The sequence below is a fragment of the Streptomyces sp. NPDC038200 genome (genome assembly GCF_055600785.1).
Genome location: NZ_JBVJYH010000003.1, coordinates 467,626 through 492,693, shown reverse-complemented (window position 1 = coordinate 492,693; position 25,068 = coordinate 467,626). Strand labels below are relative to the sequence as shown.

Annotated in this window: 19 protein-coding genes; 10 read left to right on the top strand and 9 right to left on the bottom strand. The window is 74.1% G+C overall.

Annotation, left to right across the window (positions count from 1 at the left end; translation table 11 throughout):
• Positions 1-10: 10 nt before the first annotated feature.
• The 5 genes from ACZ7KF_RS09580 (at position 11) to ACZ7KF_RS09560 (ending at position 8,035) form a co-directional block, all read left to right on the top strand.
• Positions 11-1,030, top strand: a complete 1,020-nt coding sequence (locus ACZ7KF_RS09580; RefSeq protein ID WP_471070773.1) for a TIGR03842 family LLM class F420-dependent oxidoreductase — start codon at positions 11-13, stop codon at positions 1,028-1,030.
• A 113-nt stretch (positions 1,031-1,143) separates the two neighbouring features.
• Positions 1,144-2,670 (top strand): NCS1 family nucleobase:cation symporter-1, encoded by a 1,527-nt coding sequence (locus tag ACZ7KF_RS09575; protein WP_471070770.1) that lies wholly within the window; start codon positions 1,144-1,146, stop codon positions 2,668-2,670.
• Positions 2,671-2,901: 231 nt separating this feature from the next.
• Positions 2,902-6,702, top strand: a complete 3,801-nt coding sequence (locus ACZ7KF_RS09570) for a CHAT domain-containing protein (RefSeq protein WP_471070767.1) — start codon at positions 2,902-2,904, stop codon at positions 6,700-6,702.
• Complete coding sequence (locus tag ACZ7KF_RS09565; protein ID WP_471070764.1) at positions 6,699-7,385, top strand: hypothetical protein; 687 nt, start codon at positions 6,699-6,701, stop codon at positions 7,383-7,385. The genes ACZ7KF_RS09570 and ACZ7KF_RS09565 overlap by 4 nt, the downstream gene beginning before the upstream one ends.
• Before the next feature lie 20 nt (positions 7,386-7,405).
• A complete protein-coding gene (locus ACZ7KF_RS09560; RefSeq protein WP_471070761.1) occupies positions 7,406-8,035 on the top strand; it encodes an RES family NAD+ phosphorylase in 630 nt (209 codons plus the stop codon).
• 104 nt (positions 8,036-8,139) lie between these two features.
• Here ACZ7KF_RS09560 and ACZ7KF_RS09555 read toward each other — a convergent pair whose 3' ends face one another.
• From ACZ7KF_RS09555 to ACZ7KF_RS09545, 3 genes are all read right to left on the bottom strand, one after another.
• Entirely contained in the window at positions 8,140-9,735 is a 1,596-nt protein-coding gene (locus ACZ7KF_RS09555; protein ID WP_471070758.1) for a hypothetical protein, read from the bottom strand.
• Entirely contained in the window at positions 9,710-10,474 is a 765-nt protein-coding gene (locus tag ACZ7KF_RS09550; protein WP_471070756.1) for a hypothetical protein, read from the bottom strand. The genes ACZ7KF_RS09555 and ACZ7KF_RS09550 overlap by 26 nt, the downstream gene beginning before the upstream one ends.
• A gap of 71 nt (positions 10,475-10,545) precedes the next feature.
• Positions 10,546-11,106: a hypothetical protein gene (locus ACZ7KF_RS09545; protein WP_471070753.1), complete on the bottom strand. Its 561-nt coding sequence runs from the start codon at positions 11,104-11,106 to the stop codon at positions 10,546-10,548.
• A 361-nt stretch (positions 11,107-11,467) separates the two neighbouring features.
• Between ACZ7KF_RS09545 and ACZ7KF_RS09540 the strand changes: the two genes are divergently transcribed.
• Positions 11,468-12,145 carry a 4Fe-4S single cluster domain-containing protein gene (locus ACZ7KF_RS09540; RefSeq protein WP_471070750.1) on the top strand — a complete coding sequence of 226 codons (678 nt, stop codon included), beginning with the start codon at positions 11,468-11,470 and terminating at the stop codon, positions 12,143-12,145.
• On the opposite strand, the gene ACZ7KF_RS09535 is transcribed toward ACZ7KF_RS09540, so the two are convergent.
• A complete protein-coding gene (locus ACZ7KF_RS09535; protein ID WP_471070748.1) occupies positions 12,120-13,307 on the bottom strand; it encodes a macro domain-containing protein in 1,188 nt (395 codons plus the stop codon). The genes ACZ7KF_RS09540 and ACZ7KF_RS09535 overlap by 26 nt on opposite strands.
• A 167-nt stretch (positions 13,308-13,474) precedes the next feature.
• Between ACZ7KF_RS09535 and ACZ7KF_RS09530 the strand changes: the two genes are divergently transcribed.
• From ACZ7KF_RS09530 to ACZ7KF_RS09515, 4 genes are all read left to right on the top strand, one after another.
• The gene (locus ACZ7KF_RS09530) at positions 13,475-16,057 is read left to right on the top strand and encodes a protein kinase domain-containing protein (protein WP_471070745.1); all 2,583 of its coding nucleotides are present in this window, start codon (positions 13,475-13,477) and stop codon (positions 16,055-16,057) included.
• Positions 16,054-17,706 carry a hypothetical protein gene (locus tag ACZ7KF_RS09525; RefSeq protein ID WP_471070742.1) on the top strand — a complete coding sequence of 551 codons (1,653 nt, stop codon included), beginning with the start codon at positions 16,054-16,056 and terminating at the stop codon, positions 17,704-17,706. Before ACZ7KF_RS09530 ends, ACZ7KF_RS09525 begins: the two co-directional genes overlap by 4 nt.
• An 85-nt stretch (positions 17,707-17,791) precedes the next feature.
• A complete protein-coding gene (locus ACZ7KF_RS09520) occupies positions 17,792-19,795 on the top strand; it encodes an AAA family ATPase (protein ID WP_471070739.1) in 2,004 nt (667 codons plus the stop codon).
• Complete coding sequence (locus ACZ7KF_RS09515; RefSeq protein ID WP_471070736.1) at positions 19,770-20,717, top strand: FHA domain-containing protein; 948 nt, start codon at positions 19,770-19,772, stop codon at positions 20,715-20,717. Before ACZ7KF_RS09520 ends, ACZ7KF_RS09515 begins: the two co-directional genes overlap by 26 nt.
• A gap of 6 nt (positions 20,718-20,723) precedes the next feature.
• On the opposite strand, the gene ACZ7KF_RS09510 is transcribed toward ACZ7KF_RS09515, so the two are convergent.
• The 5 genes from ACZ7KF_RS09510 to ACZ7KF_RS09490 all read right to left on the bottom strand — a co-directional run bounded on the left by ACZ7KF_RS09510 (position 20,724) and on the right by ACZ7KF_RS09490 (position 25,035).
• Positions 20,724-21,392 carry a hypothetical protein gene (locus tag ACZ7KF_RS09510; protein WP_471070734.1) on the bottom strand — a complete coding sequence of 223 codons (669 nt, stop codon included), beginning with the start codon at positions 21,390-21,392 and terminating at the stop codon, positions 20,724-20,726.
• A gap of 180 nt (positions 21,393-21,572) precedes the next feature.
• The gene (locus ACZ7KF_RS09505) at positions 21,573-22,637 is read right to left on the bottom strand and encodes a lipoate--protein ligase family protein (protein WP_471070732.1); all 1,065 of its coding nucleotides are present in this window, start codon (positions 22,635-22,637) and stop codon (positions 21,573-21,575) included.
• 156 nt (positions 22,638-22,793) lie between these two features.
• Entirely contained in the window at positions 22,794-23,912 is a 1,119-nt protein-coding gene (locus tag ACZ7KF_RS09500) for a hypothetical protein (protein ID WP_471070729.1), read from the bottom strand.
• Between the two features lie 134 nt (positions 23,913-24,046).
• On the bottom strand, positions 24,047-24,319 hold the full coding sequence (locus ACZ7KF_RS09495) for a DNA-binding protein (RefSeq protein ID WP_471070726.1): 273 nt from the start codon (positions 24,317-24,319) through the stop codon (positions 24,047-24,049).
• On the bottom strand, positions 24,316-25,035 hold the full coding sequence (locus tag ACZ7KF_RS09490) for a hypothetical protein (RefSeq protein WP_471070723.1): 720 nt from the start codon (positions 25,033-25,035) through the stop codon (positions 24,316-24,318). Before ACZ7KF_RS09490 ends, ACZ7KF_RS09495 begins: the two co-directional genes overlap by 4 nt.
• Between the last annotated feature and the right edge of the window lie 33 nt (positions 25,036-25,068).

Here is a 25,068-nt window from a genome sequence, read left to right as displayed (position 1 = left end):
AGTGGCGCCCATGGACTTCGGACTCGTCCTGCAGACCGACCCGCCGGCCTCCCGCGTCGTCAGCCTGATGAAACGGGCCGAACGCAACGGCTTCCGCTACGGCTGGACCTTCGACTCCGCCGTGCTCTGGCAGGAGCCGTTCGTGATCTACAGCCAGATCCTGGCGAACACCCGGAAGCTGACGGTCGGCCCGATGGTCACCAATCCGGGCACCCGCACCTGGGAGGTGACCGCCTCCACCTTCGCCACCCTCAACGACATGTTCGGCAACCGCACCGTCTGCGGCATCGGCCGCGGCGACTCCGCCATGCGCGTCGCCGGCCGCAAACCCAACACCCTCGCCCGGATCAGCGAGGCCATGAAGGTCATCCGGGCCCTCGGCCGCGGCGAGGAGGCGGACCTCGGCGGCACGGTCGTGAAGTTCCCGTGGATCAAGCCGGACGCCCGGCTCCCCGTGTGGATGGCGGCGTACGGCCCCAAGGCGCTCAAGATGGCCGGCGAGGAAGCCGACGGATTCATCCTCCAGCTCGCCGACCTGTATCTCACCGAGTACATGGTGAAGGCCGTCAAGGACGCGGCGGTGGCCGCCGGCCGTGACCCCTCCGAGGTGACGGTCTGCGTAGCCGCCCCGGCGTACGTCACCGAGGACGACTCGCCCGAGGCGCTCGCCCACGCCCGGGACCAGTGCCGGTGGTTCGGCGGCATGGTCGGCAACCACGTGGCCGACCTGGTCGCCAAGTACGGCGCGCACTCCGCCCAGGTACCCGACGAACTCACCGACTACATCAAGTCCCGCCAGGGCTACGACTACTCCCACCACGGCCGCGCCGACAACCCCGACACCGCGTTCGTACCGGACGACATCGTCGACCGGTTCTGCCTCATCGGCCCGCCCCGCAAGCACATCGAGAAACTGAACGCGCTGCGCGAGCTGGGCGTCGACCAGTTCGCCGTGTACGACATGCACGACGCCCAGGAGGCCACCATCGACGCCTACGGCACGCAGGTGATCCCCGCCGTCAACGCCTGACCCCGTTCCCCGAGCCCCCACGCCCCCCTTGGTCTCCCCTCCCCGCCGTCCCGGGGAGGGGGCTGGTGCCCGCACGGCATCGCCCGGTCCGCCTCTCCCCGATTGGCCAGCCCATGACCGACACCGCTCCCCCGGCCATACCGACATCCGGCCAGGTCACCCTTCCCGACGGGCGCGTGGAACTCGCCCCCGGCACGCCCCCGCCCAGCGGCCCCTACGCCAACGCGGACCTGCTCCCCGTCCCCGCGGCGCAGCGCACCTGGACGACGTACAACTTCTCCGCGCTGTGGGTCGGCATGGCCCACAACACCGCTTCCTGGACCCTGGCCTCCGGGCTGATCGCGGTGGGCATGGACTGGAAGCAGGCCGTGTTCACCATCGCCCTCGCCAACCTGATCGTGCTGGCCCCGATGCTGCTCACCGGGCACGCGGGCCCCAAGTACGGCATCCCCTTCCCGGTCTTCGCCCGCGCCTCCTTCGGCGTGCGCGGCGCCAACCTGCCCGCCGTCGTACGGGCGCTGGTGGCGTGCGGCTGGTTCGGCATCCAGACCTGGATCGGCGGCGAGGCCATCTACTTCCTGGCCGGGAAGCTGATCGGCGACGGCTGGTCGAACGCCTCGCACCTCGGCGGCCACGCCTGGACCATGTGGCTGTCGTTCGCGATCTTCTGGGCGATCCAGGTCGCCATCATCCACCGCGGCATGGAGACCATCCGCCGCTTCGAGAACTGGGCCGCGCCCTTCGTCCTCGTCGGCGCCTTCGTGATGCTGTGGTGGATGAGCGGCAAGGCGGGCGGCGTCGGCCCGCTGTTCGACCAGCCGTCCAGGCTGGGCTGGGGCGGCGACTTCTGGAAGCTGTTCTGGCCCTCCCTCATGGGCATGATCGGCTTCTGGTCCACGCTGTCGCTGAACATCCCCGACTTCACCCGCTACGGCAGGAGCCAGAAGGCGCAGACCTGGGGCCAGGCACTCGGCCTGCCGACCACCATGACCCTGTTCGCCTTCCTCTCCGTGCTCGTCACCTCGGGTTCGCAGGCCGTGTACGGCGAGCCCGTCTGGGACCCGGTCCAGCTCGCCGCCAAGACCGACAACGTGGTCGGCCTGCTCTACGCCCTGGTCACCGTGCTGGTGGCCACCCTGTCCGTCAACATCGCCGCCAACCTGGTCTCGCCGGCCTTCGACTTCTCCAACGTCGCGCCCAGGAAGGTGAGTTTCCGGACCGGCGCACTGATCACCGCCGTCCTCGCCGTACTCATCTTCCCGTGGAAGCTGTACTCCGACCCGCAGGGCTACATCTTCACCTGGCTCGGCCTGGTCGGCGGGCTGCTCGGCACGGTGGCGGGCATCCTCGTCGCCGACTACTGGCTGCTGCGCCGCACCCGCCTCGATCTCGCCGACCTCTACCGGGCGGGCGGCCGTTACTGGTACGCGGGCGGCTGGAACTGGCGGGCGGTGGTCGCGTTCGCGGCGGGCGGTGTCCTCGCGCTCGGCGGCGCGAGCCTCAAACCCCTGACCGACGGCCGCCCGATCCCCGCGCTGGCCCCGCTCGCCGACTACGGCTGGGCGGTGGGCCTCGGCACCTCCCTGGTGCTGTACCTGGCCCTGACACTGGCCTCGGACCGGGGTCTGCGCGCCGGCTGAGCCCCGCCACCCGAAGCGGGCCCCGAAATGCCGGCTGAGCCGTCGTCCCCCGGCGCACCCCGAGCGGTCGTCCGTCGCGGCCGGGATCCGAACTCACCCCCCGGGGCCACGACGGATCGGGCGGAAACCGGCCGGTGGCCGGGCGTTGTCCGGCAGGATGCCGGAGAGGTGCGCCGGACCGGGCCGCCGGACCGCCGGAACGGGCACCATGAGCGGCGGAGGGGATGACGCATGACCGAAGCCGGGCCCGTATCCGAGGCCGACCGCACCACCGCCGCACTCGCACGCACGGACGGTGTCTCCGTGCCGGTCGAACCGGAGTCCTACGAGGGGATACGCGGACCCGCGCTCGACGCCCTGACAGCCGAACTGGAGTCGCTGCAAGCCGACTTGGCGGATACCGAGGGCGATCGGGGGACGGCCGCCACGGTGGCGGCACGGCTCGGCCGGTGCCGGGCCGCGCGCTTCGTCCTGGCGGGCGACCCGGCCGACCGGGAGCGAGCGCTGCCGCTGCTGACGGAAGCCCGTGTGTCGGCCCTGCTGGACGAGGATGAACGGCAGGCCGCACACCGGGATCTGATGGCTCTGGTCGGGTCGCGGCTGGTGCGCCTGAACCGCGAGGTGACGGCCGGCCCCGCGGACCAGTGGTTCGTCGACCGGGCCCTGTCCCTGGCCGCGCTCGGCACCCCCCTCGCCCAGGGGGGTTCGGGCATCGTGGAGGACAGCGCGCTGTTCGCCCGGCTGCTGCTGGAACGGGGACACCCGCGGCTGACCCCCGAACTGCGCGACAATTTCGAGGCGTTCGGTGAGATGACCGACGCGCTGCTGGCCGGCGACACCGGCACGCTCGTCCGCGGGGCCCAGCGGCTCGTCGGCACCATGGCGAGCGGAACGCTGCCGCCGCCGCTGAACAGCCTGCCGTGGATCCTCGGCCAGATGGAGCGGTCCCTCGCCGCGTCCCCCCGGCCGGACGCGACCGGTGAGGCACCGGCCGACGACGTCGACACGTCCGCGGAGCTCCGGCACACCCTCACCCAGTACTTCGCCCTCGCCGAGGTGATGTCACCCGGGACGGTGGACCCCGCGGACGTGTCCCGGCTCCTCGCCGAACTGTCGGGCACGCCGGACACCGAAGGGCAGGAGGGCGGCGCCCCCCTGCCGTCCAGGATGGTGGCCGCGCTCGTCCACGTCGCCCTCGCCACCCGCACCGGCGACATGCAAGGGTTCCGGGAGGCGCTCCGGCTGATGCACGAGGCGTCGGCGGGCGGGGAACTCGACACCCGGACACACGGCGAGTGGCTGCGCGTCGTCGTGCCCGGACTGCTCATCGCCGCCGCCCTCACCGGCGGCAGCCTGTCGGACGAGGACATGGCCCGGGACCTGTTCGAGGCGCAGCGGTGGGACGGCGACCCCAGCAGCCCCGTCGCCGCCACCCTGCGCCTGTGCGGAGAGACCGTCCGGCTCCATGTGCGGCTGACGGCCGCCCTGCACCGCGGCGACGTCGCAGCGGTCGAGGACGTCATCGACGCCATGTGCGAACTGGAACTGGACGAGACCTACGACGCCGCCGAGGAGTGGACCGGAGTCCTGACCGGCTTCGTCCTCGGCACCGCCTATCTGGGCCGGGTCGTGCTCGACACGACGGCGGACGACCGGGTCACCGACCTGCGAGCGGCCGTGCACCACCTCCAGCGGGCCGTGGAGACCTCGGTGGACATGCCGGTCATGCAGAGCCTCCTCGACATCACCTGGGCCCCGCTGCTCACCTTGACAGCGATCATCGAGTCGGACCCGAGCCGTATCGCCGAGGGCGTACGACGCGCCCGGGCGGCACTGGAGAACACCGGCTTCACCTCCGACTTCCGCTCCAGAGCGCGCGGCGGCATCGCTCTCGCCCTGGACACCCTGCACCTGCTGACCGGCGACACCGCGGCACTGGACGAGGCGGTCGCCGAGCTGACGCAGGCGCTGGCCGAACTGCCCGACGGCGGGCCGGGCGCTGCCGGGCTCACCTGGGACCTGGCCGCGTTGCGCGCCAAGCGCGCCACCCTCCGGGCGGGCGCGCCCGACGCCACCGACGAACTGCGGGCCGCCGTCGGCCTGGCCCGCACCTCGCTGCGGCTCTCCGCCGACGACGTCCTGCTCCAGCAGGGCGTCGGCCGCGGTCTGCGGATCGCCCGCGCGGCGGCCGACCGGGGCCGCAGAGCGGCCTTCTGGGCACTGCGCGCCGGGCTCACCGACGAGGCGATCGGGTGCCTGGAGGCGGGCCGGTCCCTGGTGCTCGGCGCGGCGGCCGTCTCCGCGGGCGTCGCCGACCGGCTGGCGGCCCTCGGAGAGGGCGAACTGGCCGAGCGCTGGCGGGGCGCCGCCGAGTCCGCCTGGGAGAGCGGGGACCACTCGCTCCTGGGCCTCTCCGCCGACCCGGACACCCTCGGCGACCTGCGGGACCGCTCTCCGCTGGAGATGCTCTCCGCGGCGGGCGCCGGTGCTCCCGACCTGCCCGGCGACCTGCGGCGCCGCTCGCTGGACGTCCTCCGGGGGCGGGACGGGGCCGATGTGCATCCGGTGCTCGCCTCCGTGAGCGATCTGCGCGCCGGGCTGCGGGAGTCGGGAGCGGACGCGCTGCTGTACCTGGTGCCCGGCGTCGAGGGTCCGGACGGGGCCGTGCTGGTGGTCACCGGCGACGGACCCGTCACGGTGCTGCCGCTGCCCGGCCTGGCCTCCGACGGGCGCGGGCCCGTCGCGGACTATCTGGCGGCCGGCGCGGACCGGCAGCGCCTGGAGGCCGCCACCGGCACCGGCCCGAAGGAGGAGCCGGAGGAGGAGGAGTGCGCCGAGCGACGCTGGCTGCTGGCCCTGGACGACCTGTGCGCATGGGCCGGCGAGGTACTCGGCCCCGCGCTGACCCACCTCGACCTGTGGGGCCGCGCCATGACCGAGTCGGGCCTGGGAGGCGGCGCCTCCGCCGGGTCGGGGCCGTGGGACGGTGACTCGGCCGGCTCGGCCCTGCGCGACGGTGACCTGACCGGCGCGGACCCGCGGGACGGTGACTCGGCCGGGTCCAGCCGGTGGGACGGGTCCGCCGGTGCCGGTCGGGCCGGGGGCGGGCGGACCGATGCCGTGCGTCTCGTCATCGTGCCCTGCGGTGATCTGGGCGTCGTGCCGTGGCAGGCGGCCGTTCTCCCGGTGCCCGGCGGGTACGGGACCAGGCGTCCCGTCCGGGCCTGCGAGATCGCCGTGCTCACCCACGCCGCCTCCGGCCGGGAGTTCCTGCGTGCCGCCGCCCGCCGCCGCATGACACTCGCCGAGCGGCCGGCCCTGGTGTTCCACGGGGCGGACGACCTGGCGTGGGCCGAGGAGGAGATAGACACGCTGGCCGACGTCCACTACCCCGATGCCGTGGTCCACCGCCCCGACGAGGACCCCGCCACCCCCGAGACGGTCCTGGCGCTGCTCGGCGGCCGGTCCGCCGCCCCCGCCTCCCTGGTGCACCTCGCCTGCCACGGGCTCGCCGGGCCGGACCCCACCCGGTCCGCCCTCCGGCTGGCCGGTGGCGAACCGGACGGCACCGGCGGGGAGCTGACGCTGAGCACCCTGCTGGAGGCACCCGCCGAAGGCGACGCCTTCCGCTCCGCCGGGCCCCTGGTGGTGTGCGGCGGCTGCGAGACGGACCTCACCACCCGCGACCACGACGAGGCCCTGACCGTCACCTCGGTGCTGGTGCACCGGCTCGCCGCCGACGCCATCGGCTCCCGGTGGAAGGTCGACGACATGCGGTCCGAGCTGCTCATGCTCGTCCTGCACGACGCGCTGGCCAAGGGCCTGGCGCCGCCGGACGCGCTGCGCGCCGCCCAGCGCTGGATGCTCACCCCGCCGGACGAGCGCCCGCCCGTCCCGGCGCTCGACAACATCTCGGCCGTCCGGCGGCTCACCGAGGACTTCCGCGACCGGCCGGACACCTGGGCGGCCTTCGTCCACCACGGCAACCCGGCACCGGCCTCCGCCCGGCAGCAGAAGGGAGAGCGCGCATGACGTCGGAGGAACTGCTCCGGCTCCTGGAGAACCACTGGACCACCGTCATCACCGGGCTGGACGAGGACGATCTCGGCCAACTGTCCGGCTCCCTGCGGGAGATGCGGGAGGAGACCGCCGCCGGGAACCCGACGGCCGTCGCCCGCGCCGTGCGCCGCCTGAAGCGCACCCTGTCCGCGCTGCCGCCGGACCACCCCGTCTCCGAGGGACTCGGCGGGCACCGCTACGCCGCCGCCACCCGGGAACTCCCCAGCCTCACCACGATCGACGCCGTTCTCGGCGTCCTCGGCACCCCGCCGCCCGACCCCGCCGAACTGCTGCGGACCGCCCGCCGCCGGCTCCTCGCCGCACCCGCCCTGTCCGAGACCGAGCACACCGCGCTGACCGAGGCCCGACAGGCCCCGCCGGACGGCCGGGACGCGACCGCCGGACTGATCCGGCTGCGCGACCCCGAGCGCGGTATCCGCTACCCCCGCTTCCAGTTCGAGCCCGGTACGGCCGAACCGCTGCCGGTGGTCCGCCGGATCAACGTGTTGCTCCGCGCGGACCGTGACCCCTGGGGGGCAGCCGACTGGTGGCTGGGCGGCAACCGGTGGCTGGGCGGCGTCCCGGCGGACCTGCTGGGTGTCCTGCCGGACGACGCGCTGGAACGCGCCGCCGCCGAACTGGTGGGGGGTCTCTGATGGTCGGTCAGGTGCCGCCCGTGGACGCCGTCATGAAGCCGAGGTGCCACACGCTCACGGCGGGGACCGTGCTGTGGCGGTGCCACGAGGAGCAGTACGAGGCGGGCGAGTTCAACCCGAACGTCGCGCACGAGCTCTTCCACGGCAGCCGCTTCGACCCCACGGAGAAGGACCCCTATCCGTACCTGTACGCCGCCCTCGACCCGGTCACCGCCCTGTGCGAGGTCCTGCTGCGATCGGTCGAGTACGGTGCCGGCGGGGTGCGCCAGATCCCGTGGGCGCAGGCGTCCCGGTACGTGCTCTCCGCGGTCCGCACCACGGTGGACCTGTCCCTAGTGGACCTCACGACCGCGGAGGGGCTGGCCGCGGTGTGGCAGGACGACTGGCTGATCGACACCGAGGACTACGCCGGCACCCGGTACTGGGTACGGGTGATCCGGGAACGCTGCGGCGATGTCCAGGGCCTGTGGTGGACGTCCAAACGCTGCCGGCCGCGCAACGCGCTCCTGCTGTTCGAGGACCGTTGCCCGGACCCGCCCCTGGACCCCCGCCCGCGGGACCGGCTGCGGCTGGCCTCGGCGGACGACGTGGACAAGGTCAACCGGCTGCTGGCGCCGCTGAACGCGGTCGTCTCCGTCCCGGAGGAGTGAGCGGGCACCGCACCGACCCGGAACCCGAGGACACGCGACCGCCCCGGCCCCCCTCTCACCAGGGGGCCGGGGCGGTCGCGGTGCGGGCCCTCGCGGCCCGCGTCTCAGCGGTTCCGCGCCGGCGCCGGCAGCAGCGGCCAGTTCCGGGACAGGCGCATCGCCGATTCCGTGACGGCGGGATCCTTCGCGGCGTCCCGCACCCCGTCGAGGTACTCGTGGGCGGCGGCCTCGTACAGCTGGCGGGCCGCGGCGATCCGCTCGTTCGCGGCCTCCCTGCGGTCCCGCTGCCGGTCGTCGGCCGTCTGCTGTGCCGCCCGGGCCCGCTCGGTCGCGGTGATGCTCTGCTCGCGCCGCTGTTGCAGCTCCGCGCGCCGTTCCACCGCCGTACGGTAGGCGTCGAGGAACGGGTGCTCCCGGAACAGGCCGAGCAGGAACCCGACGCCGCCCGAGAGGAGCAGCAGCGCGCAGAACAGCCAGGTCACCGTCTGGGTCGTCAGGTGCAGCCGGTCCACCAGGGTGGTGGTGTCGGCGGACGAGCCGCCCAGCCCGCGGAAGCCCGCGGCGTCCTCGGCGGCGCGGGCCGGAGTGTCGTGCTGCATCACGAACTTGGCGCGCAGCGTGCCCAGCAGCCAGGTCAGGCCGCCCCACACGCCGAGCAGCGACAGGGACGGAAGCCAGCCGCTGCGCGGCGATCCGGTCGCCGAGCGCCACCGCAGCATGTGCCCCGCCAGGTGCGGCAGGATCAGCATGATGACGGCGGACGAGACGGCGAGCGTGCCGGACAGCAGATCCCCGCTCGTGCTGCCGACCCCGTGGAAGGGCTGGTAGGCGACCCAGTAGACCGGCACCTCCACGGCCATGATGACGAACAACAGGACCAGGGTCAGCCACCGGGGCAGCCCGGGACGGACCGCGAACCCCTCCCAGCCCTCGGCCGACTCGCTCAGGCCGGTCTCCCGCCGGGCGGCGCGGTACTCCTCCCGCAGCCCGGCGAACGAGGTGTCGTCCGGGGCGGTACCGGCCGTGGACACCGACTGCCAGTCGTCGCCCGCGTCGGTGTCCTCCGCCCGGTCGGGGCCGTCCTCCGGGAGACCGGGTCCGGCCGGGCCCGCGGCGGGGCCGGCCGGGCGGGCGGGCGGGTCGGGGAAGCGGGCGCGGAGCCAGCGTTCCTCCACCCGTTCGCGCAGCCGGTCCCGGAAGCGCAGCCAGCGAGAGGAACGGACCGCCAGGAGGTTGAGCTGATCCCTGGCCGCCTCGATGTCCTGATCGGCCTCCCGCAGACGCTCGTCCAGGAGCCTGGTCTCCTCTTCCCCCGAGGTCACGTCGGAGGCCGCCTGGGCGTCCTGGAGGCGGACCTCCTCCTCGCGCAGACTCAGCTCCTCCTCGATCCGGTGGACCACGGCGTCCCGAAGGGAAGCCAGCTCGGCGAAGTAGGGCAGCCGGTCGCCGCTGTTGAGCACCCACGGGTCCAGCGTCTTCCGCTTGCCGGCCTGCCGCCCCCGCTTCCAGGCGTCGGAGAGCAGGCTGCCGCCGTCCCCGGCGTCGAGGACCAGGGGGCGGCGGCCGGCGAGCCCGCCGGTGGCGGCGCCGGAACCGGGCCGTGGGGTCTGCTGGGCCGACCGTCCCGGAAGCGGCACATAGCGGGTGAGCCGCCGCCGGAGCGGCTGCCGTCCGTCAGCGCCTGTACTCGTTGTCGACATGTGCCTTGGCCCTCCCTTCGAGGGCTTGGACCCAGAAGGACTCGAAGTCGTCGGCCTCACTGGGCTTCCTGCCGTACTGCATACCGAGCCCGACGGGGAAGACGTCCATTCCCTCGATGCCGGGCAGGCCCCGCTTCTTCACGAGCGAGTCGATGACCCCGGACCTCTTGGCCTCGGTGGTGAGGTCCTGGTGGGACAGGAGGAACTCCGGGTCGGCCTGGGCGAAGTCGCTCACGACGAGCAGCTTCGGCGTGTCGCCGTCGTCGGGCACGGCCTCCCCGATGCGGGCCAGCGCCCCCCACACGTCCGACCCGTTCTGCGTGCGCGCGCACTTGAGTTCGGCGAGCGCGGCGACGGCCGCGTCGCGCTGGGCGGCGGCCCGCTGGACCTTCTGGTCGGTGTTGGCGTCGTGCGGAGGGTCGAGGTCCACCTGGCGCTGCTGGCACGAGGAGCTGCGCGAGGAGCGGGTGATGGGGGCGTAGTCGACGGTTCCGCACTTCTGGTCGGTGAGGAACTCGACGAGGCTGTCCTTGAGCTTGGCCTCCGAGTCGAATCCCTCCTTCACCGCGGCGGCCGACCCCGAACCGTCGACGACCACCCCGCAGGGCGTGGAGAGGGCTTCCTCCTGCTTGCTGCAGGACACGAGAGCGGAGAGCGCGCACACCAGCGGGACGACGAGGGCGAACCGGCGGGCGGCGCGGGTGGTGGACCGGCGGGCGGTCCGGGCCGAGTGATGCACGATGACGTTCCTTGGCCTTCCTGGGAGACGGGGAGCTGAGAGGCGGCGGACGGCGAGCGGGGGGAGACGGGTCAGCCCCGCCGCGCGCCGCTCGTGGTGCCGCCGCCGAGCGCCGCCTGGTGGTCGAGGATGTGCAGTGCCTGGGCGACGGCCGACGGGTCGGCGTCGTGCCCGGCCCGCTCCGGGGCGTACCAGCGGTCGCTGAGCAGGCCGTCGTCGAGCCGGGCCCAGGTGCGGTCCAGGGTGATCTGCCCGGGCAGCCAGCCCGTGGGCCGTGGCTCGCTGACCTGGCCGTCGCGCTGGGTGCGGGTCCAGGCGGCGTCCCAGTAGCAGGCCATCAACTGGTTCGCCTCGTCGGCGAGTTGCTGCGCCTGCTGCCGGCACACGGAGGCGGCCGAGCGCCATGCCCCGACCATCTGCCCGAACCGGGCGAGTGCGGCCGGTGCCGGCTCGCCCCGCACGGTGTACTGGGTCACCACCCGCACCGACTCGGCGTGGATCCGGATGTGCAGCGCGCGGTGCGCCGCGAGCGTACGGGAACGCAGCCGAGCGGAGCTGCGCCCCACCTGTGCGCGCAGGCCCAGGATGTACGGCGGCAGACTTTCGTCGGCCGGAGTGCCGCCCGCCGCCACGTCCGCCAGGAATTCCCGGAGACCGGCCGCGTCCCGGCGGCCGTGAAACCGGGCGCGTGCCGAAGAGAGGCGCCCCGCTTTCAGCCGTCGGACCCGGACATTTATTCGACCTTTGTTGATCATTTTCGAAGAGCCCCCATTCGTCGCGGGCGGTCCGGGTGGGAAGGCGCCGCGATGGGGAGAGAGTAGCGGAGCAAAACCCCTCGGGGGACGGCTGTTTTGGGGGAAACCGATCAGTCTTTGCTGTGTTCCGGAAAACAACCGGATCCCGCCCGGCCAAGAGCCGGACGGCGGCCTTCCGGCAATTGCGGGCGCCCCTTGCCGCCCTGGATACTCCAAGCCGGTGCGAGGAGGAGATGCCGTGGAATTGCGCCTCGACGGGACGCACTACCCGCTCGAAACGCTGGGCCCCGGAAAACGGCTCGGCGTCTGGTTCCAGGGCTGCACGCTGGCCTGCGCCGGATGCATGTCCCGGCACACCTGGGATCCGGAGGGCGGGACGCGCACCACGGTCGCCGCGGTGCTCGCGACATGGCAGCGAGCCCTCGCCGACGGCGCGGACGGCCTCACGGTCAGCGGCGGCGAGCCCCTCCAGCAGGCGGCGGCGCTCGCGGAACTCCTGGCCGGCGCGGCACGCCTGCGGGACGGGGCCCGGCGGCACGAGGGGAGCGCCGGGCCCCACCCCGCCGACCTGCTGGTGTACACGGGGTACGACGCCGCGGAACTGACCCCGGAGCGCCGGACCGCCCTCCACGGCGCCGACGCCGTGGTCACCGGCCGGTTCCGGGTGGCGGAACCCACCCGGCTGCCCTGGCGCGGCTCGGCCAACCAGCGCCTCGTCCCGCTGACACCGCGGGGCGCCCTCCGCTACGCCCCGTACCTGGCCGGGGAGTCGCCGGGCCCGCGCCTCCAGGCCGTCTCCGGCGAGGACGGGCGGCTACGGCTCTACGGCGTCCCGCTGCGCGGCGAACTGGCCGCCCTGGAGCGGCGGTTGCGGGACGACGGGATGGGCTTCACGGAGCGGAGCTGGCGGCCATGAGCAGCCGGGCGCGGCTCTCCTCCGGCGTCACCAGCAGCACCGACCAGGACGGGTCGCGGCGCAGCTCCTCCCGGATCGCGTCGAGCAGCCGGCGGGCCACCGTCTCGACGGGCAGTCCGCCCCGCCCGCTGCCCAGCAGCGGGAAGCAGATCGAGGACATCGGCAGAGAGAGGAACTCGCTCTCGTGGCGGGCCAGTTCGAAGGACGTACGCACCGCCTCGCCCAGCACGGCGGGGGACACGTGGTAGCGGTCGCCGTCGCCGACCGGGGTGGCGATCGCCGCGTGGTGGATGCGCCGCACCCCTTGTGCGGCCAGGGCGCCGGAGGACGTGGCGACGACCGTGCCCGGCCGCACGGGCATGCCCGTCCTGCCGTGCGTCCGCTGCCACACGTTCAGCTCCCGGGAGAGGACGTCGTCCACGATCTCGCCCGCGGCGTCCCGGAGGGCGGCGGCCCGCCGCAGGGCGCCGGAGACGGTGGGGCGGAAGGTCTTGGACATCTCCAGATAGGTGTTCTCCGAGGAGACCAGGATGTCCACGTCCCGCACCTCCTCGATCGGGCAGACCCGGACGGTTATCCGGCCCGCCGGAGCGGCCGGCGCGGCGGTGGCCGCCCGGGCGCCCGGGGGGCGCCGCGACGCGAGTCCGCCCGCCGGCGGTGCCGCGTGCACCGGGGGTGCCGTCGGCGCCGGCGGTCCCGGCTCCCGTACGACCTCGGGGCGCCGGCCGGCCGTCTCGCCGGTGTTCGCCTCCCGGGCCACGGCCAGGATCGCCGCCGCGAGTTCGGCGATGACATCGCGTTCCTGGCTCTTGCGGAAGCGTTCGGTGGTCACGCCGTAGACGCCCGCCGCGGCCTTGCGGCGATCGGTGCCGGGGACCCCGCGGCGCGCGGCGAAGATGCCGAAGGAGTGGGCGGCGGCGCGGGCCAGCGGATCGCAGGACTCGTCGTCCCGCACGGGACGCCCGCCGGCCAGCCGCCGCACCGCGGCGCTCAGCAGCTCCTCGATCCCGGTCTGCTCGTCGTCCGGCCCGGTGCACAGGCCGGCCGCGATCGCGGCCTGGCGCAGCGCGTCCCTGGTGCAGTGGCGCAGTCCGGGCAGGCCGCGGCGCCTCAGCTCCCTGAGTTCTGCGACGAGGCTTTCGTGCGGGGGCAGGGGGTGCATGATGCGCATGGTAGCCCCGGCCGGGGATTCACTGAAGATCCGGGAAACTCCCCGTCGACGCCGGGGAATCGGGATATGTTCTTCGTTCCGTGGCCCGTGCGTCGGGCCCGTTCGTTCCGCATTGTGGCCCCCCGGTTCACCCAGCGCGTTTCCCGGAAGGCCGGAAGATGACGACCACACCGCCCACCCGATTCGTCGACCCCGGGGACGGGGGATTCACCAATGCGCGGGTCAACGAGACCCGTCCCGTCCGCGCCGAGGTACCGCCCGAACTGGCGGACCGATTCCTGCTCGTCTCCGTGCTCTCCGAGGCGGAGCGCCCCGCCGAGCCGGTCGTCCTGCGTGTCCGCGATCTGACGGCACGCCACGGTGCGGAGCAGATACCCCTGGTCCTCAAGTGGTACCACCGGCTGCACGCCCCCGATCCGGACGTGGAACACGAGCTCCGGGAACTCGGCGAGCGCCCGGATTCCCATCTGGAACGCCTCCTCGAGACCGGTGACGCGCACGGACACCCCTGGCACCTGTACTGGTCGCACGGCGAGGAGACGCTGGAGAGGTACCACGAGGACCACCCCGACGGCCTGCCCCCGGACGCCGTCCGGGCGGTGGTCCGCCAGCTCCACCGTGCCGTCGGCACCCTGCACGAACGAGGCGTCGTCCACCGGGACATCACGCCCGACAACATCATGGTGCAGAGCCGGCGCGGCGACACGGTCGACCTCGTCCTCGTCGACTTCGGCGCCGCCGTCCACCGGCCCGACGAGGCGTCGGAGCCCCGGACCGACTGGCGCGGCAAACCCCTCTACCTCGCGCCGGAGGCCGGACTGCTCCGGCAGACCGTCTCCGAGGCGGGCGACTGGTGGTCGCTCGGCATGGTCGTCGCCCAACTGGCCCTCGGCCGGCACCCCATCGAGTTCCGCCGGGACGAGGACGTGCTCGCGGAGATCGCCACACACGACCCCGACGTCACGGGCATCACGCACGGGCGGACCCGCCGGCTCTGCGAGGGCCTGCTCACCCGGGCACCGGAGCACCGCTGGCAGGCGAGCGAGGTGGGCGAATGGCTGCGCGGCGAGAACCCCGACGTCGCCCCGCGCACCGACGGGCGGATCTTCCCCGACGACCCCGACCGCCCCGTGCTCCGGCCCTTCCCTTTCATGGGCCAGGAGTTCACCGGGACCGAACGGCTCGCCGTCCACCTGGACCAGAACCACGTCTCGGCGGCACACATGCTCGCCGACGACACCGACCGGGCCCGGCTGGTCGAGTGGCTGGGCCAGTTCACGACCGTCGGCAACCGCAGCCCCGAGGAGCTGAGCCGGCTCGCCGCCCTGCGCGGGACTCTGGAGCGGCCCCCCTCCGTCGGGGACACCGTCCGGCTCCTGAACTGGCTCGGCCCCGGCCTGGACGTCTCCTGGCACGGCGCCCCCCTGGACGTGCCCGGCATGCGCCGGCTGTGCCAGGCGGCCCGGGACGGGCACGCCGACGCCGTCGCACTGCTGCGGCACCTGGCGGACCACCCCGAGGTCCTGCGTGAACTCGCCCAGCGGCCGGGCGGCCACCGGCTGGACGAGACCGCCCGCGCGTGGCGCGTTCTGCGCGACCGGTGGGGGCCCACCGTCAGGGAACTGCGGCGCGACCGCCGGGACCGGGCCGGCCTCCGACGCACCACGGCGGTGGACGCCTGGCTGCTCCAGCTGGCCCGCGAACCGGAACGCACCCGCGAGCGGCTCACCGGAGCGCTGCGGCAAGTCCGCACGGAGTTCCCCGAACGCGTGCCCTGGTTCGACGCGCTGCTCTTCGCGCAGGACGACGACATCCGCCTCGTCGTCGCCCACCTGCTCGGTGCCCGCGCGAAGGAGGAGTCCGAAGCGCTCCGGGCGCAGCGCGCCGAGCGGGAACGCGCGCGGCTGTTCGCGGCCGACCAGGACGGACTCACCACCGTACTGCGCCGGATGGACCGCCTGCCCACCCTGGGCTGGGCGCTGCTCGGCGCCACCGTCGTCACGGCCCCCTGGACCTTCGTCATCGGCCTCGCGGACGTGCTGGGCCGTGCCTCCCAGGAGGCGGTCGTCACCGCCTGGCTGGAGGCGCTGCCCGCCGCCGCGTTCGTGTTCGTGGTGGAGATGTGGACCGCCGTGTACATCGGCCCGCCCTTCTACCACCCGGCCAGATCCCTCGCGGGCGTCCTGATCCGCAGCTCCGAGCGCCCCGGCCGGCTGGCCCGCACCCGGTCGGGCCGCTGGATCGGAGCGGCGCTGCTCGTCCTCGCCGGCTTCGCCGGGATCTACGCGATCGCCGTGGCGCCATGGCTGTGGCCGCTCGCCTCGGCCCTCGCCGTCGCCGTGTGGAGCGTCCGGCGCGGCTGGGCCTGGCGGCGCCTGCGGAGCGACCGCCGGGGCCGGCGACACGGGGACGGCACGTGGCCGGGGGCCCTCCTGCGGGACGTCCGGCAGCTGTGGCGCGGCCTGCGGACACGAGGGGCGGCCCGGCGCCGCGACCGGGGCCCGGCACGCCTGTGGCGCGGCCTGCGCGCGCGGTGGGCGGCCCGGCGCGAGGACGGGGCGCCGGGGACCACGGGCGCCGGGGCGCCGACCGTGCGGAACGGGCGGCGCACGCGCCCCGGGCGGCCGGGGACCCGCCGGCGCGGCGGGAGCCCGTGGCGGCCGTGGCACGCGGCGCGGGCGCGGTGGGCGGCCCGGCGAGGGGCCGGGACGACGAGCGACACGACAGGAGATCAGGCATGAGTTCGGGGCTCGCCTTGCCCACGATCCAGACGGTGGCCCCCGCGGTGCACTTCGCACCGCCCCCGCCGCCCGTCGACCCGGCGGCGCTGCCGCACACCGGCATGCTGCACCTGCACGACGCCGCCGGGCAGGCATCCGCCCACCTGGCCGACGCCGCCGGGCACGCCGCCCACCAGGCCGCGGACGCGGCACTCCAGGTGCTCGGTTCGCTCAGCGGCGTCCTGCTCGTGGGGCGGGCCGCCCTGCTCGGCACCCGGCTCCTCGCCACGGCGGCCGTACGCGCCGCGGAGGAACAGCGGTGCCTCGAACGGCAGCAGCAACTGGCGGCCACGGCCGCGGAGCAGTGGCAGGCCGCCGCGTTCGCCGCCGCCCGGATCAACGCCCGCAGGCACGCCCTGCTGGCGCGGGTGGCGCGGTCCGCGGCCGGGGGCGGCCCGCCCGGCCCCCCGCCGAACCCCCAGCTGCCGCCGCCGCTGGCGCCCGTCGGGGAGCGGCTCGGCGCACTGCGGCAGGAGACGGCCCGTGCCGAGGAGGCCCTGCGCCGCGCCGAGGAACGGCAGGCCGCGTGGGAACAGCAGCGGCTCGCCGCCCTGCTCCGGCTGGACGAGGACCAGGACGACGACTGGCAGGCCGCCCTGCGCGCGAGCCGGCAGCGCGCGCTGTCGCGGTTCTCCGCCGAGCGCACCGCCGACGCCGAGGCACGGCAACTGCCCCGGCAGCCCGCAGACCGGCGCGCCTCCACGGCACTCGACCCCGAGGAGGTCCGCCGCACCGGGGCGGAGATCCTGGGCACACTGGACCCCCACGCCGCCGTCGAGACCGCCGAACTCGCCGCGCAGGCCGTCCGGCACGCCGTACGCCGCGCCGCCGCCGACCCCCGCCGGGCGCGCATCCACCTCGGCGAGGCCCGGAAGTTCGTCCGGGACGCCAACAAGCAGGCGCAGGAGACACGCGAAGCCCAGGAACGCGCCGCGCTGCACCACGACTTCCTCGTGTACGAGACCCCGGAGGGCGCCGAGGACCTCACCCCCGCGCCGGACGCCGTGGCGCTGCTGCGACGGACCCTCGACCGGGGCGTCCCGCTCACCCCGGGCGAACGGGAGCTGGTCGAACGCCGGGTGGAGGAGCGGCTGCACGCCCTGGAGGCGATCTACGTCCGGCAGCAGTGCGCCACCGCCGTCGCGGAGCTGGCCGACAGGTTCGGCGGAGAGGCCGGGGCCGGGCGGCCCGAAGGGCAGGAGATCCGCATCGACTGGACACCCGAGGGCTGGGAGCCCGGCCACTGGCTCAGGGCGACCCTGGTCGACGGCCGGCTCCGGGTGGCGACCATGTACCGGGGCGGTCCGGGCGAGCGGACCCCGGAACAGCGCGCCCTGGACGACGCCCGCTGCGCCGAGACCCAGGAGCGGCTCACCCAGTTCGAGGAGATCACCGGCCTGCTGGGCCTGGGGCTGGAGTTCAGCCTCGAACGCACCGAAGGGGCGCTGCCGGGAGTGCTGGGGGAGGACGCCGTGGTGGTCGACGACCTGTTCGACCAGGCAGACCAGGGCGACCAGGCAGACCAGGCCGACCGGGGCGCCGGCCCGCGTCGGGACGTACCCGGGGAGGCGCCTCGGTACCGGACCGTGGACCGCGACGGACGGCGCTGAGCACCGGCGCCCCCGGCGTCGCCGAAAGCACCGCGACACCCATGGCCGGCGCGCGGCCCGGAACAGCGCGCATCGGGGAGGAACGATGGACCTGTCCAAGGAAGACCGGCTCCCGCCCTTCGTGGAGGAGCTGATCGGAACGCTCGGCGTGCACGCGCAGTACGTCCTGCACGGCAACATCCGTGATCTGCACCTGGTGCGCCGACGCGGCCGGGACGAGTTCCGCTCGCTGCTCGAAGTGCTGTGGAACCCGCTGCGGAAGAAGGGCTACGAGGCGCTGGTGCTGTGCGACCAGGTGAGCGGCTTCCACGTGGCGAAGGCCGGCGAGGGAGGGACCCAGGCGGCCGTGGCGGAACTGCTCCAGGGGCCGAACGAGTTCCCCGGCCAGCCGGGACGGCAACGCCAGGCCGTGCTGGAGCGGATGCGGAGCATCACCGACGGGTGGGCGCAGCAACGGGACGAGATGGTGCGCGACGGCCGCCGGCTACGGCCGCTGCGGGTCGCCCTGGTGATCGACCACGCCTCCCGCCTCCTCACCGATCCGTCCCGGCTGACCCCCGACGAACGGGACTTCTTCCTCGCCTGCCTCAAACTGGCCCACGAGGCCAGGACGCTGCCGCCCCGGACCGGCCCCGGTGTCGTACCGAAGGCGCCGGGCCTGTTCAACCCGGTGATCTGGCTGGCCGAGGGCGAGCGGGACGTACCCGCGTGGCTGCTCTCGGGCAGCGAGCGGATCCGCGCGGTCGCCGTGCCGGAGCCGGACGCCGACGAACGCACCACGATGGCCCGCCTCCTCCACGAGAACTACGAGCGGTACGTGGGACACGGCACCCGCGACGGCTCCTCGGACCCGGACGCCGGGGAGACGGCACGGGCGGTGGGCGGCTTCGCCCGGGCGGCCTCCGGACTGAGCCTGCGGGCCATGGAGGAGAGCGTGAAGCTCGCCCGCTCCCGCGGCCTGCCGTTCGCCGCCATGCCCGACGCCGTACGGATCTACCGGCTCGGCGTGGAGAAGAACCCCTGGAGCCGTGACGAGATCCGGCAGCGCATCCTGGCGGGCGAGGACCTCAGGGACGAGCGGTCCATCCCCCGGCGCGTGCTGGGGCAGGAGGCGGCCGTGGCGATGACTCTGGACATCCTCAAGCGGGCCGCGCTGGGACTGTCCGGTGCGCAGGCCACCAGCCCCGGGCACCGGCCGCGCGGTGTGCTGTTCTTCGCCGGTCCGACCGGCACCGGCAAGACGGAACTGGCCAAGGCCGTGGCCTCCGTCCTCTTCGACAGCGACCAGGCGTATCTCCGCTTCGACATGAGCGAGTTCTCGGCCGCGCACTCCGCCGACCGGCTCGTCGGCGCGCCCCCGGGGTACGTCGGCTACGAGGCGGGCGGCGAACTCACCTCCGCCGTGCGGGAGAACCCCTTCCGGGTCATCCTCTTCGACGAGATCGAGAAGGCCGACAAGGGCATCCTCGACAAGTTCCTCCAGGTGCTGGAGGACGGCAGGCTCACCGACGGTCAGGGCGTCACCACCTACTTCAGCGAGTGCGTGCTCATCTTCACCTCCAACCTCGGCGTGCAGCGCACGGACCCGGAGACCGGTGAGCGCGAGTGGATCGTGGCACCCGGAACGCCGTACAAGGAGCTGGAGACGACCGTCCGGGACAACGTGAAGAAGCATTTCGAACAGGTCATCGGCCGGCCGGAGCTGATGAACCGGATCGGCGGCAACGTCGTCGTCTTCGACTTCATCTCCGACGACGTCGCCGAGCGGATCTTCGATCTCCAGGTCTCCAACATCCAGCGGCAGTTGGCCCAGACCCACCAGCTCGTCCTCCGGATCGAGGACAAGGCCCGGCGCGAACTCCTGGAGCACTGCACCCGGGACAAGTGGAACGGCGGCCGGGGCATCGGCATGGTGCTGGAGACACATCTGATCAACCCGCTCGCCCGGGAGCTGTTCACCGCGTCCGACCTCGGGCCGGGCACCACGGTCGTGGTGACGGACGTCCGGGAGGCCGACAGCGGGCGGGTGGAATCGACGGTCGTCCTGAAGACGGGAGACACCGTTGGCGCGGGCAACCGACTCGGATGACGACGAGCGGGACGACGAGCGGGACGACGAGCGGGACGACGGGCGGGACGACGGGCGGGACGACGACGCTTGGGACCGCTTCGACGAGCCGGACCGCCACGACCAGCCGGCTCCCGACGACGCCACGTGGGACTCCGACGACACCGGGGAATCCGACGCCACGTGGGACTCCGACGACACCGGGGAATCCGACGACGCGTGGGATTCCGACGACGCGTGGGACTCGGTCGACACGCGGGACTCCGACGGTACGTGGGATTCCGAGGACACGCGGGTTTCCGGCGAGCGGCCGGAAACCGACGACGCGTGGGATTCCGGTGACACGTCGGATTCCGACGAGGGGAACGACGACTGGGAGACCGTCTCCGGCGTCGCGACCCCCGTCCGTCCGCCCGGTCCGCCCAGCCCGTCCGGCCCGTCCGCGCCGCCGCCCGTCGGCGAGCGGTGCCCGGGGTGCGCCACGGTCGTGCCGGCCGGTACGACCGTGTGCCCCGGGTGCCTGGCCCCGGTCGGGAGGTCCGGGCAGGCCGACGCGGGCGGCCGGCCGGAGCGGCTGGCGGGCGGTGTGCTGCGGCTGGTGTTCCGCGTCGGCGGCCGGCATCTGGACGTACCGCGCGGTGGGCGGGTCCGGCTGGGCCGCAGCGGCGACTGGGCGCCCGAGGCGTCGGTGTTCCTGGCCGGGGAGGACACGGTCTCGGCCCGGCACGCCACCGTCGAGCACTCCGCGGACGGGGCGGCCTGGGTGACCGAGGTCGCGCAGGGCGCCACCAACGGGACCCGCGTCAACGACCGCGTCCTGGTGCCGGACCGGGCCGTCCGCCTGCGCAACGGCGACCGGGTCGAACTCGGCCCCCGGGTGAGCTTCGTGGTCCGCGGCATCGAGGACGAACCCGCGGAACCGGCGGACCCGGCACCGGCGTGAGGGGGTTCAGCCCTTTCCGCCGCCCAGCGTGGCGACCGCGGACTTCGCGGCCTTGATGGCGCCCTTGTTGATCTCGTCCGTGCCGGGCGCCTTCTTGGTCTCGAAGTCGCTGCCGCTGTAGGTGACGATGACGAGGGCGTTGGCGACGCGGGCCATCACCACGCCCTCACGGGTCTGCTGTTTGTCCTCCGTGGTGAGGTTCACGACGGAGTAGCCGCTGTCCCCGAGCCCCGGAACGGCTCCGCCGCCGCTCTTCTCGGCGACCCGCTGCTCGTACTCCTTTCGTGCCTCCTGGTCCGACTTGCTGATCTCGAACGACACGTCGAGCCAGCGGTAGTCGTATCCCCGCAGCGCGTTCCAGGAGCAGGTGCGGCGCAGTTCGGTGTCCGTCGACGGGATCTCCTTGCCGGCCGTCTTCGCCCCCGGCACCAGGGACTTGACGGTGGCGGCGGGCACGCCGGCGCAGGGGGCGGGAGCGGTGGTGTACGTCTTCACCGCCGTGGTGGACGACGGCTGTGCGGCGGAGGAGCCGGACGACTCCTGTCGGGCCGTCTGGTGTCCGGCGACGGCCGGGGGAGCGGCCGGACCGGACGTCAGCGCCCAGCCGGCGCAGGCGAGTACCGCGACCGGGGTCAGGCGCGCGGTGAGAGCGAGCGGCAGAGGAAGGGAACGCACAAGCGCACTTCTCGTGGGGGAGGGGGTGCGGAGGGGGTCCGCATGGTGGACGGGGACGACAGTGTCACACGACTGTCTGTGGGGCGGAAGTGTCAACTCGCTGCGTACTCGAACGGTCACGGCAGCGCGTTCGCGACGTACTGCTCTGCCCGTTATGCGCCTCCCACACCGTCGCGCGGGCTACGGCACCCGCGCCGTCCACCGCGGTGACGTGAACTTGGTGCGCGCCAGCTCGTCCGCCCGGGCCAGTTCCTCGCCGGTCAGCTCGCCCCGCGTCAGGCCGTAGCGTGCGCGGAACGACTCGATCATCCGCTCGATGACCGTCTCGCGCGGCAGGCCCGTCTGCCGGCGCAGCGGATCGACCCGCTTCTTCGCGCTCTTCGTCCCCTTGTCGGACAGCTTCTCCCGGCCGATGCGCAGCACCTCGACCATTTTGTCGGCGTCGATGTCGTACGACATCGTCACGTGGTGCAGCACGGCGCCCGGCCCGCCGTCCGGGCCGACGATCCGCTTCTGCGCCGCGCCCGCGATCTTGCCCTGGTCCGTGGCGATGTCGTTCAGCGGCTGGTACCAGGCGCGGATGCCCATGTCGCCGAGGGCGCCCAGCACCCAGTCGTCCAGATAGGCGTAGCTGTCCTGGAAGGACAGCCCCTGCACGAGGGCCTCCGGCACCGACAGCGAGTAGGTGATCGTGTTGCCGGGTTCCACGAACATCGCGCCGCCGCCGGAGATCCGCCGCACCACCTCGATGCCGTGCCGGGCGGCGCCGTCGGGGTCCACCTCGTTGCGCAGCGACTGGAAACTGCCGATGATCACCGCCGGGGCGCCCCACTCCCACACCCTGAGCGTCGGCGGCCGGCGGCCTGCGGCCACCTCGGCGGTCAGCACCTCGTCCAGCGCCATGTGCAGTGCCGGCGGCTGCGGGGCCTCGTGGATCAGCTGCCAGTCGTAGTCCGTCCAGTCCGTGGCGTGCGCCAGTGCGCGGCGCACGGCGACGCCGACACCCTCGGAGGTCAGGCCGTACAGCACCGTGCCCGAGGGCAGCGCCGCGTCGATCCGCGCCGCCAGTCCCGCCGCGTCGGTGTCCGCGGGGGCGCCCTCCAGCGCGCGGTTCATCGCGTCCAGCGCCTCGTCGGGCTCCAGGAAGAAGTCACCCGCCACGCGCACATGGCGCAGCGCACCGTCCACCACGTCCACGTCCACGACGACGAGCTTGCCGCCCGGGACCTTGTACTCACCGTGCACCGTCGGCGCCTCCGTTCCTGCCGAAGAGATCAACGCGGGTGGGGGCCGTGGTGTTCCCGGGGCCCGGGCGCGGACGGTGTGGACACGGCCGGGCGACGGACCCGCGCGGCCGGCCCGGGAGGTCCGGGCCGGCTCCTCGCCCCGGGGGGCGGGGTGTCACGCCTCCTTGAGCGAGCGCGCCATGGTCTCGCACTCCTCGAACAGGGAGAGCGTTCCGAACAGCAGGTGGACGGAGGCGCCGATCTTCCGGATCGGCTTGCGCAGCCTGCTGCTGGCCTTGCCGAACAACGCCATCGAGGGCCCGATCTGCTCGGCCGCGCCCGCCGCGGTCCGGACGTCCAGTGCCTGCTCGATCACTTGGTCGAGCAGCTCGGGCACGTTGTCCGGCCACTCGGCTCGCGGGGTGTCCCGGGCCCATTCCATGAACGCGCGCAGGGCGCTCATCGTGATCTCCATCCGGGCGGCGCAGCGCCGGGCGGCCGCCTCCAGTTCGTCCGCGGGACCCTCGATGGACTTGGCGAAGCGGTTGACCGCCGCCAGCTGGGCGCTGGCCGGCCTGCCCGGCAGCCCTGCCCGGACCAGTTCCTCCCCGGAGAGCTCCGCCATCGCGCCGAGGTCCTCGAAGGCCGCTTCCACCATGGCCATGTCCTCGGCCATCGCTTCCATCGCCGTCTCCGCCGAGGCCGCCAGTTCCAGCAGCCCGGGATCGTCCTCGTCGGATACGGCAGGCGCGCCGCCGGTGTCGTGCTCGTCGGGTACGGCAGGCGCCCCGCCGGTGTCGTCCACGGCCCCGCCGAAGCCGTCCGGGGGAGCCCCGGCAGCCGTGCCGCGGAGCGCCGCCGGGGCGGCCAGGTCCAGTTCCGCCACGAGGGCCGCCCTCAGCAGCGCGCGCGCCGCGCCGGCCCCCACGGGCAGGGGCGGGAACTCGATGGTCGGCAGTGCCCCCAGCGCGGCCGGTACGGTGCCGGCCTGTCCCAGCCGGACCGTGCGCCGGCCGACGGCGTGCCGCAGCCCGAGCCCGTAGACGACGGACGGGTCGCCCCCGGTGAGGTCGGCGATCACGACGTCGTCCTCGACGAGGTGACGGATGAGCCGGTTGCTCAGCGGACCGGAGCCCGCGATGTCCTCGGCACGGATCAGCGTGAGCTCCAGTTCCTCGCAGACCGGCCGGACGACTTCCCGGTAGAAGAGCGCGGAACGGTGACGCGGGCCGTGCGGTGCCGGGGCCCCGGGAGGGTCGGTGTCCTGCGGGCCGAGGGCGATGCACGTGGTCATGGTCGATGTCCTCCAGAGAAGAGAAAGCGGGCGGGAACGTGACGGGGCTCAGCCGGGCGGGCCGAGGGGAAGGGTGGCCGGGGCGTCCCGGGCGCTGCAGCGGCGGGACGGCCTGCCCGGCCGGGGTGTCGCGGTCAGTCGAAGAGCGTCAGGGCCACACCGTCGGCGAGGTCGTCGGCGAACACGGGCCGCTCCTCGATGCCGAGCGCCGTCAGGAGCCGGGCGGTCACCACCCGGTGGCGGCGGCCGACACGGACCGTCTCGCAGGGGAAGGTGCCGAGGGCGACCAGCCGGTAGGCGGTGGCCGTGCACATCCCGAAGGCGCGGGCCGCCGTCCTCAGATCCACACTGACCGGCAGGTCGAACACCTCACGGAAGGTGAGGGGGCTCTGCGCGCGCTCGTTCATGCGCGGCTCCGGCGGCCGCGCAGCGACAGCGTTCCCACCCTGCGGCCCCGTCGGAGCCGGTGCGCGGCGGTGACCGGGTCGGTCAGACCCCACTCACCGGCCAGCGCCCCGATGCGCACGCCCTCCACCCGGTGCGCCGGGACGGTGATCCGCAGGGACGCGCCGAGGCCGTCCGGCCGGTCGCGTCCGTCGAACTCCGCCTGCCACGCGCCGTCGTCGGGGCGGGTGCGCGCGGCGAGATCGATGTCCTCGACGGGCCGCTCGGCGCGGGTGCGCCGGACCATGGTCCACGCCCCTGTGCACGCGGACGGCAGCATGACCGTACCGGGGTCGGCGACCTGCGGCTCCATCGTGCGCAACGCCTCCAGGCAGCCTGTCACCAACTCCGCCTCGACGTCGTCCCGGTCGGCACCGAAGCGGTGGACGAGGGCGGAGGCTGTGCGGCGCAGGCCGGGCAGTGCGAGCCACACCGCGCCCAGGCGCCAGCCGTTTCCGTCGGTGTCCTCGCGGGCGAGCGCGGTGATCTGCCGCCACAGCGCGGAGCGCACGGCCGGCGGGGCCGACCGGTCGTACAGCACGGGGCGGGCCTCACCCGGGGTGAGCGCGGTGCCCGGACGGCCGGAGCCGTCGTCCAGCCGGAGCCCGGTCAGCGGCTCCCGGCTCCTCACCTCCCTTTCGAGGCGGTCGAAGAGAGCGGGCCTGGGGGGTGACGTCATCTCGTTCTCCTTGTCGCATACGGGGACCGGGCG

Coding starts and splice junctions, on each gene's coding strand:
- ACZ7KF_RS09555 (WP_471070758.1), bottom strand. CDS start 9,735: ATGTCGACAACGAGTACAGGCGCTGACGGACGGCAGCCGCTCCGGCGG.
- ACZ7KF_RS09535 (WP_471070748.1), bottom strand. CDS start 13,307: ATGCACCCCCTGCCCCCGCACGAAAGCCTCGTCGCAGAACTCAGGGAG.
- ACZ7KF_RS09525 (WP_471070742.1), top strand. CDS start 16,054: ATGAGTTCGGGGCTCGCCTTGCCCACGATCCAGACGGTGGCCCCCGCG.
- ACZ7KF_RS09575 (WP_471070770.1), top strand. CDS start 1,144: ATGACCGACACCGCTCCCCCGGCCATACCGACATCCGGCCAGGTCACC.
- ACZ7KF_RS09580 (WP_471070773.1), top strand. CDS start 11: ATGGACTTCGGACTCGTCCTGCAGACCGACCCGCCGGCCTCCCGCGTC.
- ACZ7KF_RS09495 (WP_471070726.1), bottom strand. CDS start 24,319: ATGAACGAGCGCGCGCAGAGCCCCCTCACCTTCCGTGAGGTGTTCGAC.
- ACZ7KF_RS09490 (WP_471070723.1), bottom strand. CDS start 25,035: ATGACGTCACCCCCCAGGCCCGCTCTCTTCGACCGCCTCGAAAGGGAG.
- ACZ7KF_RS09500 (WP_471070729.1), bottom strand. CDS start 23,912: ATGACCACGTGCATCGCCCTCGGCCCGCAGGACACCGACCCTCCCGGG.
- ACZ7KF_RS09570 (WP_471070767.1), top strand. CDS start 2,902: ATGACCGAAGCCGGGCCCGTATCCGAGGCCGACCGCACCACCGCCGCA.
- ACZ7KF_RS09530 (WP_471070745.1), top strand. CDS start 13,475: ATGACGACCACACCGCCCACCCGATTCGTCGACCCCGGGGACGGGGGA.
- ACZ7KF_RS09565 (WP_471070764.1), top strand. CDS start 6,699: ATGACGTCGGAGGAACTGCTCCGGCTCCTGGAGAACCACTGGACCACC.
- ACZ7KF_RS09520 (WP_471070739.1), top strand. CDS start 17,792: ATGGACCTGTCCAAGGAAGACCGGCTCCCGCCCTTCGTGGAGGAGCTG.